A 14,801-nucleotide genomic window follows, 5' to 3' on the forward strand; every position below is an offset into this window, starting at 1 on the left:
CTCGATCATGCGTCCGTTTTTGCGCGATCCGCCACGCATGCGTCATTTTCTTGTCCGGAAGCGACATAGCGCTTGCAAGCCTATCCAAACCGACATAAACATATGTTTATATCTTTTCAAAGAGAATGCTCGCATGCATGTCGCTCTCGACACGATGGTAGATACATTGAAGGCGGCGGCGGAATCCAGCCGGCTGCGCATATTGGCGCTGCTGTCGCGCGGCGATCTGACCGTTTCAGATCTCACCGAAATCCTCGGCCAGTCGCAGCCGCGCGTCTCGCGCCATTTGAAATTGCTGCTGGAGGCAGGGCTGATCGGCCGCTACCAGGAGGGCTCGTGGGCGTTCTTCCGGTTATCGGATTCCGACGCGTCGCGCGATTTCGTGCTCAGGCTGGTCTCCGGCATCCGCGGCGCCGATCCGCAGGTCGAGCGTGATCTCGAACGGCTGGCCGCAGTCAAGCGCAAGCGGCAGGACCGGGCTGCCGAATATTTCTCGGTAAACGCCGCAAGCTGGGACCATATCCGCTCGCTGCATGTGCCGGATCGCGCCGTCGAAGCAGCTCTCATCAAGCTCGTCGGCAAGCGGCCGTTCCAGTCGATGCTCGATCTCGGCACCGGCACCGGACGGCTGCTCGAGATCTTTTCGCCGCTCTATCGGCGCGGTGTCGGCATCGACATGTCGCGCGAGATGCTGACGGTGGCGCGCGCCAATCTCGACAAGGCCGGCGTTTCGAATGCGCAAGTGCGCCAGGGCGACATTTTTGCGCCACCGGTCGAACGCGACGCCTTTGATCTCGTTACCATCCATCAGGTGCTGCATTATCTCGACGATCCCGCCCGCGCCATCCGCGAGGCGGCGCGTCTGTTGCGCCCGGCCGGCCGGCTGGTGATCGTCGATTTCGCGCCGCACGCGCTGGAGTTCTTGCGCGAGGAGCACGCGCATATGCGTCTCGGCTTTTCCGACCGGCAGATTGGCGACTGGTTTTCCGAGGCCGGCCTCGACCTTGAGGACAGCCAGGAATTCGAGCCGCGCGGCGGCAACGAGGCCAAGCTCACCGTCAAACTCTGGCTCGGCCGCGATCGGCGCATGCTGATTGCCGAGCCTTCCAACGACAGACAACCGGCCAATGCGTATCCGATAGGGGAAACCGCCTGATGAACCAGTTCCGCTTCTCCCGCCGCCCCGACATCGGCGACAAGGTCAGGGTTTCGTTCGAGTTCTTTCCGCCGAAAAACGATGAGATGGAAGCAAGGCTGTGGGACACGGTCACCCGGCTTGAGCCGCTCAAGCCGAAATTCGTCTCGGTCACCTATGGCGCCGGTGGTTCGACCCGCGAGCGGACGGCCCGCACCGTCAAGCGCATCCTCAATGAAACGACGCTGACGCCGGCGGCGCACATGACTTGCGTCGATGCTGCGCGTCACGAGGTCGATGCGGTGATCCGGGAGTTCGCCGATATGGGCGTCAAGCGTTTCGTCGCCCTGCGCGGCGATCCGGCCGAGGGCGTCGGCGCGGCCTACCGGCCGCATCCGGAAGGCTATGCCAATGGCGCCGAACTGGTTGATGCGCTGAAGGGCGCCGGCGATTTCGACATATCGGTCTCGGCCTATCCGGAAAAGCATCCGGAGAGTCCGGATTTCGCCACCGACTTCGACATGCTGAAGCGCAAGGCCGACAACGGCGCGACGCGGGCGATCACCCAGTTCTTCTTCGACAACGATCTCTATGAGCGCTATGTCGAGCGGGCACGGCGGGCCGGCATCTACATACCGATCGTGCCGGGCATATTGCCGGTGCACAATTTCACCCAGGTCGCCAACTTCTCGGCGCGGTGCGGCGCATTGGTGCCGGCATGGCTGGCCGAGCGCTTCGATGGGCTGCAGAACGATCCGCAAACGCATGCGCTGGTGGCATCTGCCGTGGCCGCCGAGCAGGTGCTGGACCTTGTCGAGCGCGGCGTCGGCGATTTCCACTTCTACACGATGAACCGGGCCGATCTGGTCTTCGCCATCTGCCACATGATCGGCATCAGGTCGCACGAAGTCGAGGCGGCGGGATCCGCCGCGGCGTAAGGCGGCAAGCTCCTTTTTGAAATGTCAAAGATCGGGGGAATGCAAAAGGCCGGGCAAAACGCCCGGCCTTTCAAATGGTTTGGACTATTCGGTGCTGGTCTTCCCCCGCTCAGCGGCTTTATGGAAGGACGCCCATAATGAGGGCGCCGATGAATGCAAACGCAGCACAAATCATCAATGCGTTGATCGGCCTCGTCAGTCCCATGTCATAGCCTCCTCTTAAAGAGCTATGGCGAGAGTCTAGGGTCATTTGTGCCACAGGCAAGCAGAAACTTTGCTGCAATGCGACGAGATTGTGGAATTTGCGACCTGCCGTTTGCCGTTAGGCATTGAAACTCTTTGTCAAAAGCCGGCTCGGGACCTGTGAATAATTTGTGGCAAAGCCGTGGCAGCACGAGAATGGCAGCGCTACCGCGGCAGAAATCGGAATCGATTTTCGGAACGACTGAAGATTCGACGCGTCCTTTGCGCATCCAACCGGATGCTGCACGCTATACGCACTCTATACGAATGCGGTGGGCAATCGGCAGCGTTGTGAGATAGCCAGGACTTGAATTTTCTGCCAATTGGCAGTATATTGACTGCCAAGTGATGGAGGTCGGAATGAGTGTCGCTTATGCGGTTCGCGATCCTGCAAATCAGGCTTTGCCGGCAAATCTGGCGGATGCCTCGGCACGGGCGCGGCTCACGCCAGCGGCTGTTGCCGGCATCGTCAGGCTCGCAGACATCTGGCATCTGACCAGCACCGAGATCTGTACTTTGATCGGCGACGTGTCGGAGAGAACCTGGTTCCGCATGAAGAAAGGCGAGTGGGAGGGCGTTCTCTCCCAGGATTCGCTGACACGCATCAGCGCCCTGATCGGCATCTTCAAGGGACTGCGGCTTCTGTTCTCCGAAGCGCTTGCCGATGAATGGGTGCGGTTGCCGAACAAAGGGCCTCTTTATGGTGGCCGGCGCCCCCTGGACGTGATGATCGAGGGCGGCATTCCGAAGCTGCTGCAGGTTCGCCAACATATCGACGCTTTGCGCGGTGGACTTTGAATGCAGATCCCGCCGCGCGCTGACATTTCCCAGCGCGACACGATCCGGCTGATTTCGACAGGCAGGCTCAAGGAACCGGTCCTGATGCCATTGGCCAGGAATCATGGAGATTTGGAGGACCTTGCGGAGCTCGAAGGAGCCACCAGCGGCCGCCTTCAGGCGCAGCAAGGGGGATTGCCCGACCTCGATCCGCGCGAACTGGTTTTCGGGAGGCCGGGCTACACCTTCATCAATGCGGCGTTCGCTTACACCCGTCCGGGCGGCAATCGTTTCAACGATGATGCCAGGGGCGTCTGGTACTGTGGGTTCGATGCGGAAACCGCGCTCGGCGAGGTCTCGTTTCATCTGACGCGCGAGCTTGCCGCGATCGAACGGTTTGAAAACGTCACCGACTACGCGGAGCTCGTTGCCGACTTCATAGGCTCGTTTCACGATCTGCGCGGTGCTGAGTTCAGCAAGGACCCGGTGCTCGATCCGGATACTGTCTTAGCCTATCCTGCCGGTCAGGCGCTGGCGAAGCAACTCCGCAAGCAAGACGCCGCGACCGGTCTTGTGTATCCTTCCGTGAGACATGTCGGCGGGACCTGCCTTGCCGCCTTCCTTCCCGATCTCGTTCAGAATCTCCGGCAAGGCGGTATCTGGCGTCTGGAATGGCAGGGTTCATCTGTTCCCGCGATCACGCCCATATAGCGCCATCTCTAAAGCGCGTCGCGTTCGACCGGCCTCGTGCGACGCGCTTTAGGTTCTTGTTCTATGCATGTCGTTATCGCAAAACCGCTGCACACCTTTGCGCGACATGCATTAGCGCCGCCCGAACAGGCGACCATCGATGGTGACGAGGCCGAGGGCGATCAGCGCCATGCCGCCGAGTTCGAACAGTTCGAGCCGCTCGCCCAGGAACAGGAAGCCGAGCAGGATGGCACTGGCCGGCACGATGAGCGTGACCAGCGAGGCGTTGGTGGCGCCGGTCGAGGCGACGAGATTGAAGTAGAGGATATAGGCGAAGGCCGTCGACAGCAGCGCCAGCGCCAGCACCGCCGCCCAGACCGGCGGCGAGGCCGAAAACAGATTGGCGGCATCATAGGTGAACAGAACGACCGGAACCATGATAACGGTCGAGCAGGTCAATTGTCCGGCGGCAATGACCTGTGACGGCACGCCCTTGAAGCGGCGGGCAATCATCAGTGCAACCGCATAGGATAGCGACGCTCCGATGAGCGCGAATTTCGCCCAGACCGGACCGCCGAGCCCGGCGACGAGGCCGGGGCCGATCATCACCGCCGTTCCCGCGATACCGAGGGCGATGCCGGCAAGCTTGTTCCACGACAGCTTTTCGTCGCTGGTCAGGGCGTTGGCGAGGATCAGCGTCCAGAACGGCGTCGTCGAATTGAGCACCGAGGCGACACCGGCGCCAAGCTCGGTCTGGCCGGCAAAGATCAGCGAGAAAGGGATGACATTGTTGGCGAGCGCCAGCAGGAAGAACAGGCCGGCATGCGGCAAGGCGAGGCGAAACGACAGGCCACGGACCGCAAGATAGAGCTGCAACGCGATCGCAGCTATGGTGACGCGGAACAGCACCAGCACCAGCGGCGGAAGTTCCGCTACCGCAATACGGGCAAAGAAGAACGAGCCGCCCCAGATGGCGCCGAGCAGCAGAAGCTGCGCCCAGTCCTTGAGCACCATCGGACCGCGCATCGTGGTGGTGGCAGCTATCGCCATTGGTCGTCCTCCCAGACGAGATGCCTTGCTCTTCAGGCGTCTGTTCACGCCATACCCGATCCGGCCGCAAGGGCCACCCGAAACCTGAGCGATGGCCTAGCTCGCTCATAACCGGCCTGCAGCACCGGCGTAGCGCCGCGAAGCCAGGGCGGCGAGACATAGAATTGTTTTCATTAGCCGCTAGCTTGGATTAATTGTGCGCAGCCTCAGTCAAGGGATTCGTCCATGCAGCGATTCGAAAATGCCCGCGAGGCAGCGCTGGCGCTTCGCCCGGACGATCCGATCTATTGCTTCCGCCCGCAGGTGCTGAAGGCGGACGCCAAACAGTTCATGGGCATGTTTCCCGGCAAGACCGCCTATGCGGTCAAGACCAATGGCGAGCGGATCGTGCTCAACGCCCTGGTCGAGGCCGGCGTCGGTGCCTTCGATGTGGCCTCGCCCGGCGAATTCGCCGCCGTGCGCGCCGTCTCGCCGGACGCCGAGATGCTCTACATGCACCCGGTGAAGGCGCAGTCGGACATCAGGCTGGCGCTGGAAAAATACGCCATCCGCGTCATTTCGCTCGACCATGAGGACGAGGTCACCAAGCTGACCAGGGTGGTGCGGGCGCTCGACATCGATCCGGGCGCCATCACCGTGTTCGTGCGCATCCAGACGAAAGGCTCGGCGGCCTACGAACTGTCGAAGAAGTTCGGCGCCGGACCGGCCAATGCGGTCGAACTGGCCGAACGGCTGAACCGGACGGGCTACAAGGTCGGGCTGTGCTTTCACGTCGGCAGCCAGATAGAGGATCCCGACACCTATGAGCGGGCGCTGGCCTCCGCCGACTGGGTGCGCAACCGCGTCGGTTTCGACATTGCCGGGCTCGATGTCGGCGGCGGCTTTCCGGCCGAATACGGTCATGATCCGAACAGCCGCAAGCCGGAAATGCCGTCGCTCGGCCAGATCATGTCGCGGCTGTCGGGCGACCTCCAGGAGTACCAGTTCGACCAGATGCCGCTGGTGGCCGAGCCGGGCCGGGTGATCGTGGCTCGCTGCCTGTCGCTGATCGTGCGCGTGCTGCTGCGCAAGGGCAAAAGGCTCTACATCAATGACGGCATCTGGGCGTCGCTGTCGGATTCATGGACCGGCAAGATCACGCTGCCGGCGCGCTTCATCCCCGATCCGGCGATCCGCTCGCGCAATGGCGAGGACAAGACCATCGTGCCGTTCAAGGTCTGCGGCGCGACCTGCGATTCCGTCGATATATTGTCGCGGCCGTTCTGGCTGCCCGAAACCGTCGATACCGGCGACTGGATCGAGATCGGCCATATCGGCGCCTATTCGCTGTCGCTCCGAACACGGTTCAACGGCTTCTATCCCGATACTTTCGTCGAGGTGGCAACGCCATTCGACGAAGGCGATGCGCCGCAGGGGTTTGCCAGCCTGGAGACGATGGCGGATTAGTGAATAGTGAATAAGTGAAATAGTGAATAGTGAATAGTGAATAGTGAATAGAAGTAGTTCTTGCGTTCCGTCCGCTTCGGTGAATTGTCACCATTCACCATTCACCATTCACCATTCACCATTCACCATTCACCATTCACCATTCAGTCAGGCCACGCCACCGCCAGCCTGGATGTTCTCGCCGGTCAGCCAGCGAGCTTCGTCCGAAGCCAGGAAAACCGCGACATCGGCGACGTCGCGCGGCGCTCCGATCCGGTCGAAGGGCGACATGCCGGCGGCCACGGCCCGGTCCCGTTCGGGAAGCAGGTCGGTGTCGGTGAAGCCTGGTGAAAGCGCATTCACGGTAACGGCGCGCGGGCCGAGTTCGCGCGAGAGGACGCGGACGAACTGCTCGACGGCTCCCTTGCTGCCGAGATAAAGCGCCGTTTGCGTGAAGAACATCCTGGTTCCACCGGTGGAAACGGCAATGATGCGGCCACCGTCGCGAACGCGGCGCGCCGCTTCCTGAAGCGTGAAGAAGGTGCCCTTGGCATTGGTGCCGAACACATGATCGAAGTCCGCTTCGGTAGCCTCGACGAGCGGCTTTATGACGGCGACGCCGACATTGGCGACGACGGTGTCAATCGGCCCCATCTGTCTTTCGGTTTCGTCGAACAGCCTGCGAATGTCGGGAATGCTGGAGACGTCCGCCTGGATGGCGACGGCTTTTCCGCCAATCCCTTCAATGGCGGCAACCACTTCCCTGGCTGCTTTCTCGTTGCCCACATAGTTGACGACCACGGCAGCACCCTTGGCCGCGAGCCCCTCGGCGATGGCGCGCCCGATGCCGCGCGAGCTGCCGGTCACAAGTGCGGTTTTGCCTTCGAGTGGACGATGCATGGCTGTTCCTTCCGTCTGATTACGGCCGCCTCGATCGAGCGGCGTTCCAGGGAAAGCTATGGGCATGCTATTGCTCAGAGAATAGCCTATTATCTTACTGACTTGTTAAGCCTGGGGTACATAATGCGCGGAACCGAGTTTTCCGAACTCACGGCATTTGCAGCAATCATCGAAGAGGGCAGCTTCGTCCGCGCCGCGGCCAAACTCAGGATTTCGCCTCCAGCACTCAGCCAGACGATACGTGGGCTGGAAGAGCGTCTCGGTGTCCGCCTGCTCAACCGCACCACGCGCAGCATGTCGCCGACGGCTGAGGGCGAGAAGCTGTTTGCCCGCATCGCACCGGCGTTCAGCGAACTGGAAGGGGCCGTCGCCGACGCGCATGCATCACGCGGCCGGCCGGCAGGCTCGCTGCGCATCAATGTTCCGCGCATTGCCGCCACGCGTTTCATCGCGCCGATCCTCGGCGATTTCCGCCGCGCCTATCCCGATATCGCCCTCACAATCATTGTCGACGACATGCTCACCGACATCGTCGAGGGCCGCTTCGATGCCGGAATCAGATTGGGTGAGCGGCTGCACAAGGACATGGTGGCGGTGAAACTCAGCGAGGAACTCGAGATGGCCGCAGTGGCGGCGCCGAGCTATCTGGAGCATCACCCGATACCGCGTCACCCCGCGGACCTGCATCACCACCAGTGCATCAATTTCCAGTGGCCCAGCGGCGGCAACATCTACCGGTGGGAGTTCGCCCGAGGCCAACGTGCTTTGGAAGTGGCCGTCAGCGGCGGCCTGACGATCAACGATACGGAACTGATGATCGGGGCGGTTCTGGATGGGGTCGGCGTGGCGTACATGCTGGAATATCAGGTCCGGCCATGGATCGAAGCGGGAAAGCTCATCCGCTTTCTCGACGCCTGGTCGCCGAGATTTCCGGGTTTTTATCTATATCACGCGAGTTCCCGCCAGGTTCCGGCGCCGTTGCGAGCGTTCATCGATTTCCTGCTTGCCAGGCGGTGATGTGAATAGTGAATAGTGAATAGTGAATAGTGAATAGTGGTAGCTCTGGTGCTCAATGCGGCTCCGGTGCCATTCTTTTCACCATTCACCATTCACCACCTTCACAGCCTGGCCAGCAGCTCCGGCGTCGGCCAGCCGTCGACCGGCAGGCCCAGCCGCTTCTGCTCCTTGCGGATCGCTTCGCGGGTGTTGGTGCCCAGTATGCCGTCGACGGTGCCGACGTCATAGCCTTTCGCCTCGAGCTTGGTCTGCAGCGCCTTCATCTGGTCGCCGTTGAGGCCGGGTTCGGGGTTGCGCGGATCGAATCGCGGCGCACCCCCCAGCCGGGCGGCAAGATTTGCCGCGGTCAGGGCATAGGTGAAGGACTGGTTCCACTCGAGATAGACGTCGAAATTGTCGTAGGTCAGGAAGGCTGGCCCCTTGCGACCCATGGGCAGCGCCAGGCCGGCCTTCAGGCCGTTGTCGAGAAGCGGCGTACCGTCGGGCCTGGTAACGCCCCACTGGCTCCATTGCGTCAACGGCAGCTTGTTGGTGCGTCCCGTCTGCTCCCACGGCAAATCGTCGGGCACACGGACTTCCTCGATCCAGGGCTGGTCGCGCTTCCAGCCGCGCGACTGGATCTTGCTGGCCGTGCTCATGATCACGTCCGGCGCGCTGCCGCGCAGGTCGACCAAGCCATCGCCGTCGCCGTCGACGCCGTGGCCGAGATAGTCGGAAGGCAACATCTGCGTCTGGCCGATCTCGCCGGCCCAGGCACCGGTCACGTCGGCCGGCACCACGCCGCGATCGATCAACATCAGCAGCGGCACGATCTGCGGCCGGAACAACTGCGGACGGCGGCAGTCATGCGAGAGGCTCACCAGCGCGTTCAGCGTATGAAAATCGCCCTGCACGGCGCCAAAATCGGTCTCCAGGGCCCAGAAAGCGGCGATGACCGGCGCCTGCACGCCGTATTCGCGATCGGCGCGGACAAAGACCTCGGCATATTTTTGCAGATTGGCCGCACCTTGCTTCAGCCGATGGGACGAGATCATACGGTTCGAGAATTCGATGAAGGTCTGGGTGAAGACGCCCTGGGCACGGTCGCGTGCCAGCGCCTTTTCATCGAGGGTGGCGTTTTCCAGCGCAGAAAGGCCGGCAGCGCCGACGCCGGCCGCCCTGGCTTCCGCCGCCACGCCCTGCTTCCATGCCTCGAAATCGCCGCCGCATTGCTGTGCCGCGGCCGGCACGGCGCTCAGGAGCAGCGCCGCGAGAAATCCAAAGCGCGATCGCATCGCCATCCTTCCGAGAAGATTACCAGCGGTTGCGGGCATCCGTCATTGGCTGTGTCGAAAAGCAGGCGGCAGGCCTGGTGTCAACGGGTGTTCTGCCGCAACCACTTCTTCCACGCGGCTTCGGAGCCGTTGAAGACGCTGATGTCGGCGTTTCCGGTCATGCCCGGCACGACGCCCGTTCCGGTATACTGCCAGAAGGTGAAGGGATGGCTGCCGTATTTCTGGCGCGGGTGGCCGGCGACGGAGCGCAGCCAGTAGGGGTAATTGCGGAAGCCCGATAAACCGTTATCTTCGAAGAAATCGACAGACGTGTAGATGATTGGCTTCTTGCCGTAGTATTTTTCGACGATTTCGAGGAACGTGCTCATCTCGCTGCGTACCGTGGCGGGATCGGGCCGCAGCTTGCAGGTCGGCGATTTCGGGTTCCATTCCATGTCGAGAACCGGCGGCATCGCCGAACCGTCTTTGGGCACGTTCTGGATGAACCAGCGCGCCTGGGTAGCGGCCGGCGTGCAAAAGTAGAAAAAATGATAGGCGGCACGGGGGATGCCCGAGGCCCTGGTGCGGCTCCAATGCTCGTTGAAAGCTTCATCGAAACGGTCTCCGCCTTCGGTTGCCTTGATAAAGGCGAAGGAGATGCCGCTGGCCCTGGCCGCCGGCCAGTTGATCGATGTCTGGTATTTGGAGACGTCGGTGCCGTGGACGGCGTAGCTCCACGGTGCGCCGCTGTCCCATTCATGCGGGTCGGAATCGGCAAAACGCGGCGCGCGTACCGCAACCATCGAGGCGCTGGACGACGACAGCGATGGCGTCAGATCCTCGACCGTCGAGCAGGCGCCAAGCAGCATCAGCGTGATGAGGACCGCGAAACGGCGCATCGCTACTTCCCGAGCCGGTTTCAGCCGGCCGCTGATGGGTCTTTCCGCGGGTGGCCCCTCGACCGGGCGCGGCGCGTTTGAAACCGACTTACGCGACGCGCCTGGATCTTCGTTTCATGCATTCCCAAACCGTTACGCAGTTTGGGACGCACGCATTCAAGCCCCGCCGGACGGTCACCCCACAGGATCGCCCGGTCTGTCCTAAGCGCGTCGCTTCGACGCGCTTAGCTCTTTTGTCTATGCATGTCGTTGTCCCAAAACCGCTGCGCACTTCTGGGCGACATGCACCTGTGATCGCCGATCATGGTTGATATTCGGTTGACGGCGCTCGACAAGAGCCGCGATTTTGCCGAAACAATGGCGGCAAATCGATGACATAGATCGAGCGCGCCCGGGGGAACTCAAAATGCAGATCCTTTTGAAGTTCGTCAAATGGCTGCTCGGCTTGGCTGTGCTGGCCGCCGCGGTACTCGCCGGCTGGCTGTATTTCGCGCCGCCGGAACTGATCCGCGTCGGTTCCGGCTATGCCGCCAAGATCGTCTGTTCGAACGTCTTCATCGCCGGGCGAGACGCCGACGATGTGCTTGCCGTCGATGTGCAGGCGCCGGGTCATCCGCTGCTGAAGCTGATGAGAGTGTCGGTCGACAAGGAGAAGGGAACGGTTTCGGCCGGCCTGTTCGGTGTGCTCGGCAAAAGTGTCGCGGTTGCGCGCGACGGGCTCGGCTGCGCCTCGGTTCCCGACGGCGATATTGCCGCCGCCAAGGCTGTCGCCGGAGCTGCACCGACGCCGGCGCCGCTGCCCGATCTGATCTGGCCGGAGGGCGACAAGGCCGATGCCTCGCAGGATCCCGAGGTCGCGAAAGTCCTCGACGATCCAGCAATGACCGGCGCCGGCATGCGGGCCGTCGTGGTGGTCAAGAACGGCCGCATCGTCGCTGAGCGTTATGGCGACGGCTTTTCCGAAAAGACGCCGCTATTGGGCTGGTCAATGACCAAGACCGTAAATGCGGCGATCGTCGGCACGCTGGTGAAGGAGGGCAAGCTGGCGATGACCAACCAGGGTCTGTTCGGTCCCTGGAAGGGAGATGGTCGCGCCGTGATCAGCCTCGCCGACATGATGGCGATGTCGAGCGGGCTGGAATTCAACGAGGATTATGGCGACGTCGCCGACGTAACGCGCATGCTCTATCTCGAACCGGACATGGCGGGCTTTGCCGGATCCAAGCCGCTGACCGGCGAGATCGGCAAGGTGTTTTCCTATTCGAGCGGCACGGCGGTGATGCTGTCCAGGCTGTGGCAGGACGCAATCGGCGACAAGGACAAGGCACTGGCGTGGCCGAGGACCGCGCTGTTCGATCCGCTCGGCATGCAGAGCGCTGTGCTTGAGGCCGACGAGCACGGCACCTTCGTCGGCTCGTCCTATCTCTATGCCACGGCATGCGACTGGGCGCGCTTCGGCCAGTTCCTGCTGCAGGGCGGCGTCTGGAACGGCCAGGAGATCCTGCCCGCCGGCTTCGTCGACTGGATGCGGGAACCGGCAACTGCCTCGAAAGTCTACGGCAAGGGGCAATTATGGATAGAAGGACCGGGCGACGAAGAAAACCCCGGCGCCGGCACTGCCGCCGGCCTGCCCAAGGACACCTATTGGATGGAGGGGCATGATGGGCAAACGGTTGCCATCATCCCCTCGGAGCAGCTGGTTGTGGTGCGGCTCGGGCTGACGCCGGCCAGGCTCGGCTATCGGCCGCAGGCGATGGTGGCGGCGCTGATCAAGGCGCTGCACTGAGGAATGCGGCGGTCGCAGTCTTGTCTATGTGGCTGTCGCCAAAGGTTTGGCGCGATCAACACGCGCCCGCTCGTCGGGTGAGTTCATAACCGTCCAAAGATCATTACGGCGCTGGACGTTCAACCAGAAATCCGGGCTGTTGCCAAACACCCGCGCCAGAATGAGCGCGGTAGCCGCCGTCACGTTGCGGCGGCCGTTGCACAATTCGTTCACATGCTTGCGCTGGACGCTCATAGCTTCGGCCAAAGCCGCCTGTGTCAGGCCGAGTGGTTGCATGAATTCTTCCGTAAGAATTTCGCCAACCGTTGCTGGCTTGCGTGCGGTCATCAACATGTCTCACCTCACTTATATATAACTGTGGTCGTCGAGATAGATGTCCGACGCCTCGCCCCGGCCCCAGTCCCAGCGGAAGACCAGCCGCCATTGTTTGTTGACACGGATCGAATGGAAGCCTTCGAGATTGCCGCGCAACTTCTCGAAATGGTTGCTGGGCGGCACACGCAAATCCTGATCGATCGCCGCGTCGTCAATCATCTGGAGCTTGCGGAACAAGCGGCTTTCGAGATCGGACGGAATATTGCGGGAGTGGGTGTCGTCCACGAAGAAAGCCCGCAGCCATCCATCTCTAAAGCCGATGATCATCCCATGCTTCCGGCGAGGAGATAATGTACCACTCCTTGGGTCATATGGCAATGTGTGATTTAGCCAATTAACTGATTTCAGCCACGGCCCTCATTTAGGATTGGAGCCCCAAAACCTTCCACGGCAAAATTGATATTAGATGGCGATCTTGCTCACGGCGAGCCAGCTGTAGCCGCGATAAAGTGTTTTGAATCGAACGCTTGCGCCAACTCTTGCAGATTCCGAATCCAGAATCGCGCGCAACGATTGACGCGGCTCGACGTGGAATTTTTTCAGCCAGCCGCGCAACAGCTTGCGGAACCAGCTGGGCAAGGCTTCCTGCTGGCCAAAATCGACGACATGCAGCGAGCCACCCGGTGACAGAGCAGCAAGAGCCGCGGATACCGTCTTTTCCCAGCCGGGGATCATCGACAGCGAATATGAGACAAAGACGCGGTCGAAACGTTCGACGCCGAACAGCGCTTTCGCGTCGAAATTCGTGGCATCGCCGCGCGCCAGCGTGACGCGGCCGGAGAGGCCTTCGCGCGCGAGGGCGGCAGTGGCCGTCTCCAGCATCTCGGCCGAAATATCGAGGCCGAAGAAGCGCGCGCCGGGATAGCGGCGGGCGGCGAGGATGATGTTGCGGCCGGTGCCGCAGCCGAGCTCGAGCACGGTGCCGCCGGCCGGCACATCCAGTCCGGCGATAAGCCGGTCGCGGCCCAGCAAATAATATTTGCGGGTCAGGTCGTAGATATGACGCTGCCAGCGGTAGACGCCGTCCATCAGTTCGGCATGGCTGGCCGGCAAGTCGGTCGTGCTCATGCGGACCGCTTCACATAGAGATGGAAGCCGCCATAGATGGCCGAGCGGTCGCGCGCCGAAAACTCGCGCGAGGCGTCGTTCTCGTAGCGCCACTGATCGAGCAGCGAATTCGAGACGCGGCCGGGCAGCAGGCTGGGTTCCGCTGCGGTGCGGAAGATGACGCGGGCGCCGGTGGAGGCGGTTCGGGTGATCTCGGCCCACAACTCGTTGAGCTGGTCGTCGGTCATCCAGTCCTGTGCATCGAGCAGCACGAAGCGATCCACCGAGCCGGCATCCTTGCGGGCAAGGAACTCGATCAGATTGGCGTGGTGGATGGCAACGCGATCGACATTGTTGCGGATCGTCTTGTAGTTGCGCTTTTCGAGATAGGCGGGCAGGGCGGCCTCGCCCGGATCAGGGTAGCGGCGGGCGAAAGCCTGCCAGGCGAAATAATTGGTCTTCAGCGGAAAATCGCAGGCGAGCTTTTCCAGTCGTGCCTTCAGCACGCTGGCCATGGTGCCGTCACCCGAGGTGATCAGCGAATCGTACTGGGCCGGCGGAATGCCGAGGCCGAACAGCGAAGCCTTTCGCGAGGTCGCCCATTTCAGCAGCGGTTTTTCGAAGACCGGCGCCAGCTCTTCGTCGAAGAAGCGGCGCTGATCGGCGATGGTCTTGGCGTCCATGATTCCGGCCGGGTCGACGCCGAAGAATTTTGCGGTGCGATGGCCGATCGCAATGAACAGGCCAAGCAGGCCGGTCTGGTAGAAATTGCGGTCGAAGACGGCGATGCGGCGACGGCCGCGCCAGTTGCGGCGCTCCCAATAATGGCGGCTGACCGGGTCGAGATGCGGTGCGATGAAGCGATCGTAGGCCTGTGAATTGTGCCCGGTCTCAGCCGCGCCGAAGAAACGGAACAGGTCGCCCTGCGACGGCAGGTGACGGACGGCTTCGAGCTTCATGCGGTTCAGCGCGATATGGGCAGCGTTGAGGTCGACGGCATCGATCCTTTCCGGCGAGCGGGTGAGATAGGCAAGGATGTTACAGCCGCCGGAGGCAATGGTGACGATGCGGTGGCCCGTCCCGAGCTGCATCGCGTCCATGTCGATTTCGGGGTCTTCCCAGATCTGCGGATAGACGAGGCCGGAGAACAGGAAGGCGAACAGGCGCTCGGAGATGCCGGCTTTCGACAGCGGGCGGTTCTGGTAGACGGCCTTGCCGACTTCCTTGCCGCGGCGAAAAACCAGGTCCCCAGAAATGTCCGTCATG

15 protein-coding genes are annotated in these 14,801 nt (G+C 62.0%); 7 read left to right on the top strand and 8 right to left on the bottom strand.

Annotated elements, in window-relative coordinates; translation table 11 throughout:
* Positions 1-133: 133 nt before the first annotated feature.
* From NKI47_RS09350 to NKI47_RS09365, 4 genes are all read left to right on the top strand, one after another.
* On the top strand, positions 134-1,156 hold the full coding sequence (locus tag NKI47_RS09350) for an ArsR/SmtB family transcription factor (protein ID WP_023676796.1): 1,023 nt from the start codon (positions 134-136) through the stop codon (positions 1,154-1,156).
* Complete coding sequence (gene metF, locus NKI47_RS09355) at positions 1,156-2,073, top strand: methylenetetrahydrofolate reductase [NAD(P)H] (protein WP_023676795.1); 918 nt, start codon at positions 1,156-1,158, stop codon at positions 2,071-2,073. The genes NKI47_RS09350 and metF overlap by 1 nt, the downstream gene beginning before the upstream one ends.
* 603 nt (positions 2,074-2,676) lie before the next feature.
* Entirely contained in the window at positions 2,677-3,114 is a 438-nt protein-coding gene (locus tag NKI47_RS09360; protein WP_023676794.1) for an MbcA/ParS/Xre antitoxin family protein, read from the top strand.
* Entirely contained in the window at positions 3,115-3,804 is a 690-nt protein-coding gene (locus NKI47_RS09365) for an RES family NAD+ phosphorylase (RefSeq protein WP_352589415.1), read from the top strand.
* A 111-nt stretch (positions 3,805-3,915) separates the two neighbouring features.
* Here NKI47_RS09365 and NKI47_RS09370 read toward each other — a convergent pair whose 3' ends face one another.
* Positions 3,916-4,833, bottom strand: a complete 918-nt coding sequence (locus NKI47_RS09370; RefSeq protein WP_352589418.1) for a DMT family transporter — start codon at positions 4,831-4,833, stop codon at positions 3,916-3,918.
* Positions 4,834-5,058: 225 nt separating this feature from the next.
* On the opposite strand from NKI47_RS09370, the gene NKI47_RS09375 reads away from it, so the two are divergent.
* Positions 5,059-6,279: an alanine racemase gene (locus tag NKI47_RS09375; RefSeq protein WP_352456188.1), complete on the top strand. Its 1,221-nt coding sequence runs from the start codon at positions 5,059-5,061 to the stop codon at positions 6,277-6,279.
* 147 nt (positions 6,280-6,426) lie between these two features.
* On the opposite strand, the gene NKI47_RS09380 is transcribed toward NKI47_RS09375, so the two are convergent.
* Positions 6,427-7,158, bottom strand: coding sequence for an SDR family oxidoreductase (locus NKI47_RS09380; protein WP_352589421.1), 732 nt, complete (start codon positions 7,156-7,158; stop codon positions 6,427-6,429).
* A 123-nt stretch (positions 7,159-7,281) separates the two neighbouring features.
* On the opposite strand from NKI47_RS09380, the gene NKI47_RS09385 reads away from it, so the two are divergent.
* Positions 7,282-8,175 carry a LysR family transcriptional regulator gene (locus NKI47_RS09385; protein ID WP_352589424.1) on the top strand — a complete coding sequence of 298 codons (894 nt, stop codon included), beginning with the start codon at positions 7,282-7,284 and terminating at the stop codon, positions 8,173-8,175.
* A gap of 101 nt (positions 8,176-8,276) precedes the next feature.
* Here the strand turns inward: NKI47_RS09385 and NKI47_RS09390 are convergent, their stop codons facing one another.
* Both NKI47_RS09390 and NKI47_RS09395 read right to left on the bottom strand, forming a co-directional pair.
* The gene (locus tag NKI47_RS09390) at positions 8,277-9,449 is read right to left on the bottom strand and encodes a lytic murein transglycosylase (protein ID WP_352465171.1); all 1,173 of its coding nucleotides are present in this window, start codon (positions 9,447-9,449) and stop codon (positions 8,277-8,279) included.
* Positions 9,450-9,529: 80 nt separating this feature from the next.
* The gene (locus NKI47_RS09395; protein ID WP_023676787.1) at positions 9,530-10,327 is read right to left on the bottom strand and encodes a glycoside hydrolase family 25 protein; all 798 of its coding nucleotides are present in this window, start codon (positions 10,325-10,327) and stop codon (positions 9,530-9,532) included.
* 406 nt (positions 10,328-10,733) lie between these two features.
* Between NKI47_RS09395 and NKI47_RS09400 the strand changes: the two genes are divergently transcribed.
* On the top strand, positions 10,734-12,113 hold the full coding sequence (locus NKI47_RS09400) for a serine hydrolase domain-containing protein (RefSeq protein ID WP_352589427.1): 1,380 nt from the start codon (positions 10,734-10,736) through the stop codon (positions 12,111-12,113).
* Positions 12,114-12,137: 24 nt separating this feature from the next.
* Here the strand turns inward: NKI47_RS09400 and NKI47_RS09405 are convergent, their stop codons facing one another.
* From NKI47_RS09405 to NKI47_RS09420, 4 genes are all read right to left on the bottom strand, one after another.
* Positions 12,138-12,446 (bottom strand): HigA family addiction module antitoxin, encoded by a 309-nt coding sequence (locus NKI47_RS09405; protein WP_352570494.1) that lies wholly within the window; start codon positions 12,444-12,446, stop codon positions 12,138-12,140.
* Between the two features lie 12 nt (positions 12,447-12,458).
* Positions 12,459-12,755, bottom strand: coding sequence for a type II toxin-antitoxin system RelE/ParE family toxin (locus NKI47_RS09410; RefSeq protein WP_023676784.1), 297 nt, complete (start codon positions 12,753-12,755; stop codon positions 12,459-12,461).
* 135 nt (positions 12,756-12,890) lie between these two features.
* The gene (locus NKI47_RS09415; RefSeq protein WP_352589431.1) at positions 12,891-13,556 is read right to left on the bottom strand and encodes a class I SAM-dependent methyltransferase; all 666 of its coding nucleotides are present in this window, start codon (positions 13,554-13,556) and stop codon (positions 12,891-12,893) included.
* A complete protein-coding gene (locus tag NKI47_RS09420; protein ID WP_023676782.1) occupies positions 13,553-14,800 on the bottom strand; it encodes a BtaA family protein in 1,248 nt (415 codons plus the stop codon). The genes NKI47_RS09415 and NKI47_RS09420 overlap by 4 nt, the downstream gene beginning before the upstream one ends.
* Position 14,801: the final 1 nt, after the last annotated feature.

It is taken from the genome of Mesorhizobium sp. M0633 (assembly GCF_040320645.1).
In the GTDB taxonomy this organism is placed as follows: Bacteria; Pseudomonadota; Alphaproteobacteria; order Rhizobiales; family Rhizobiaceae; genus Mesorhizobium.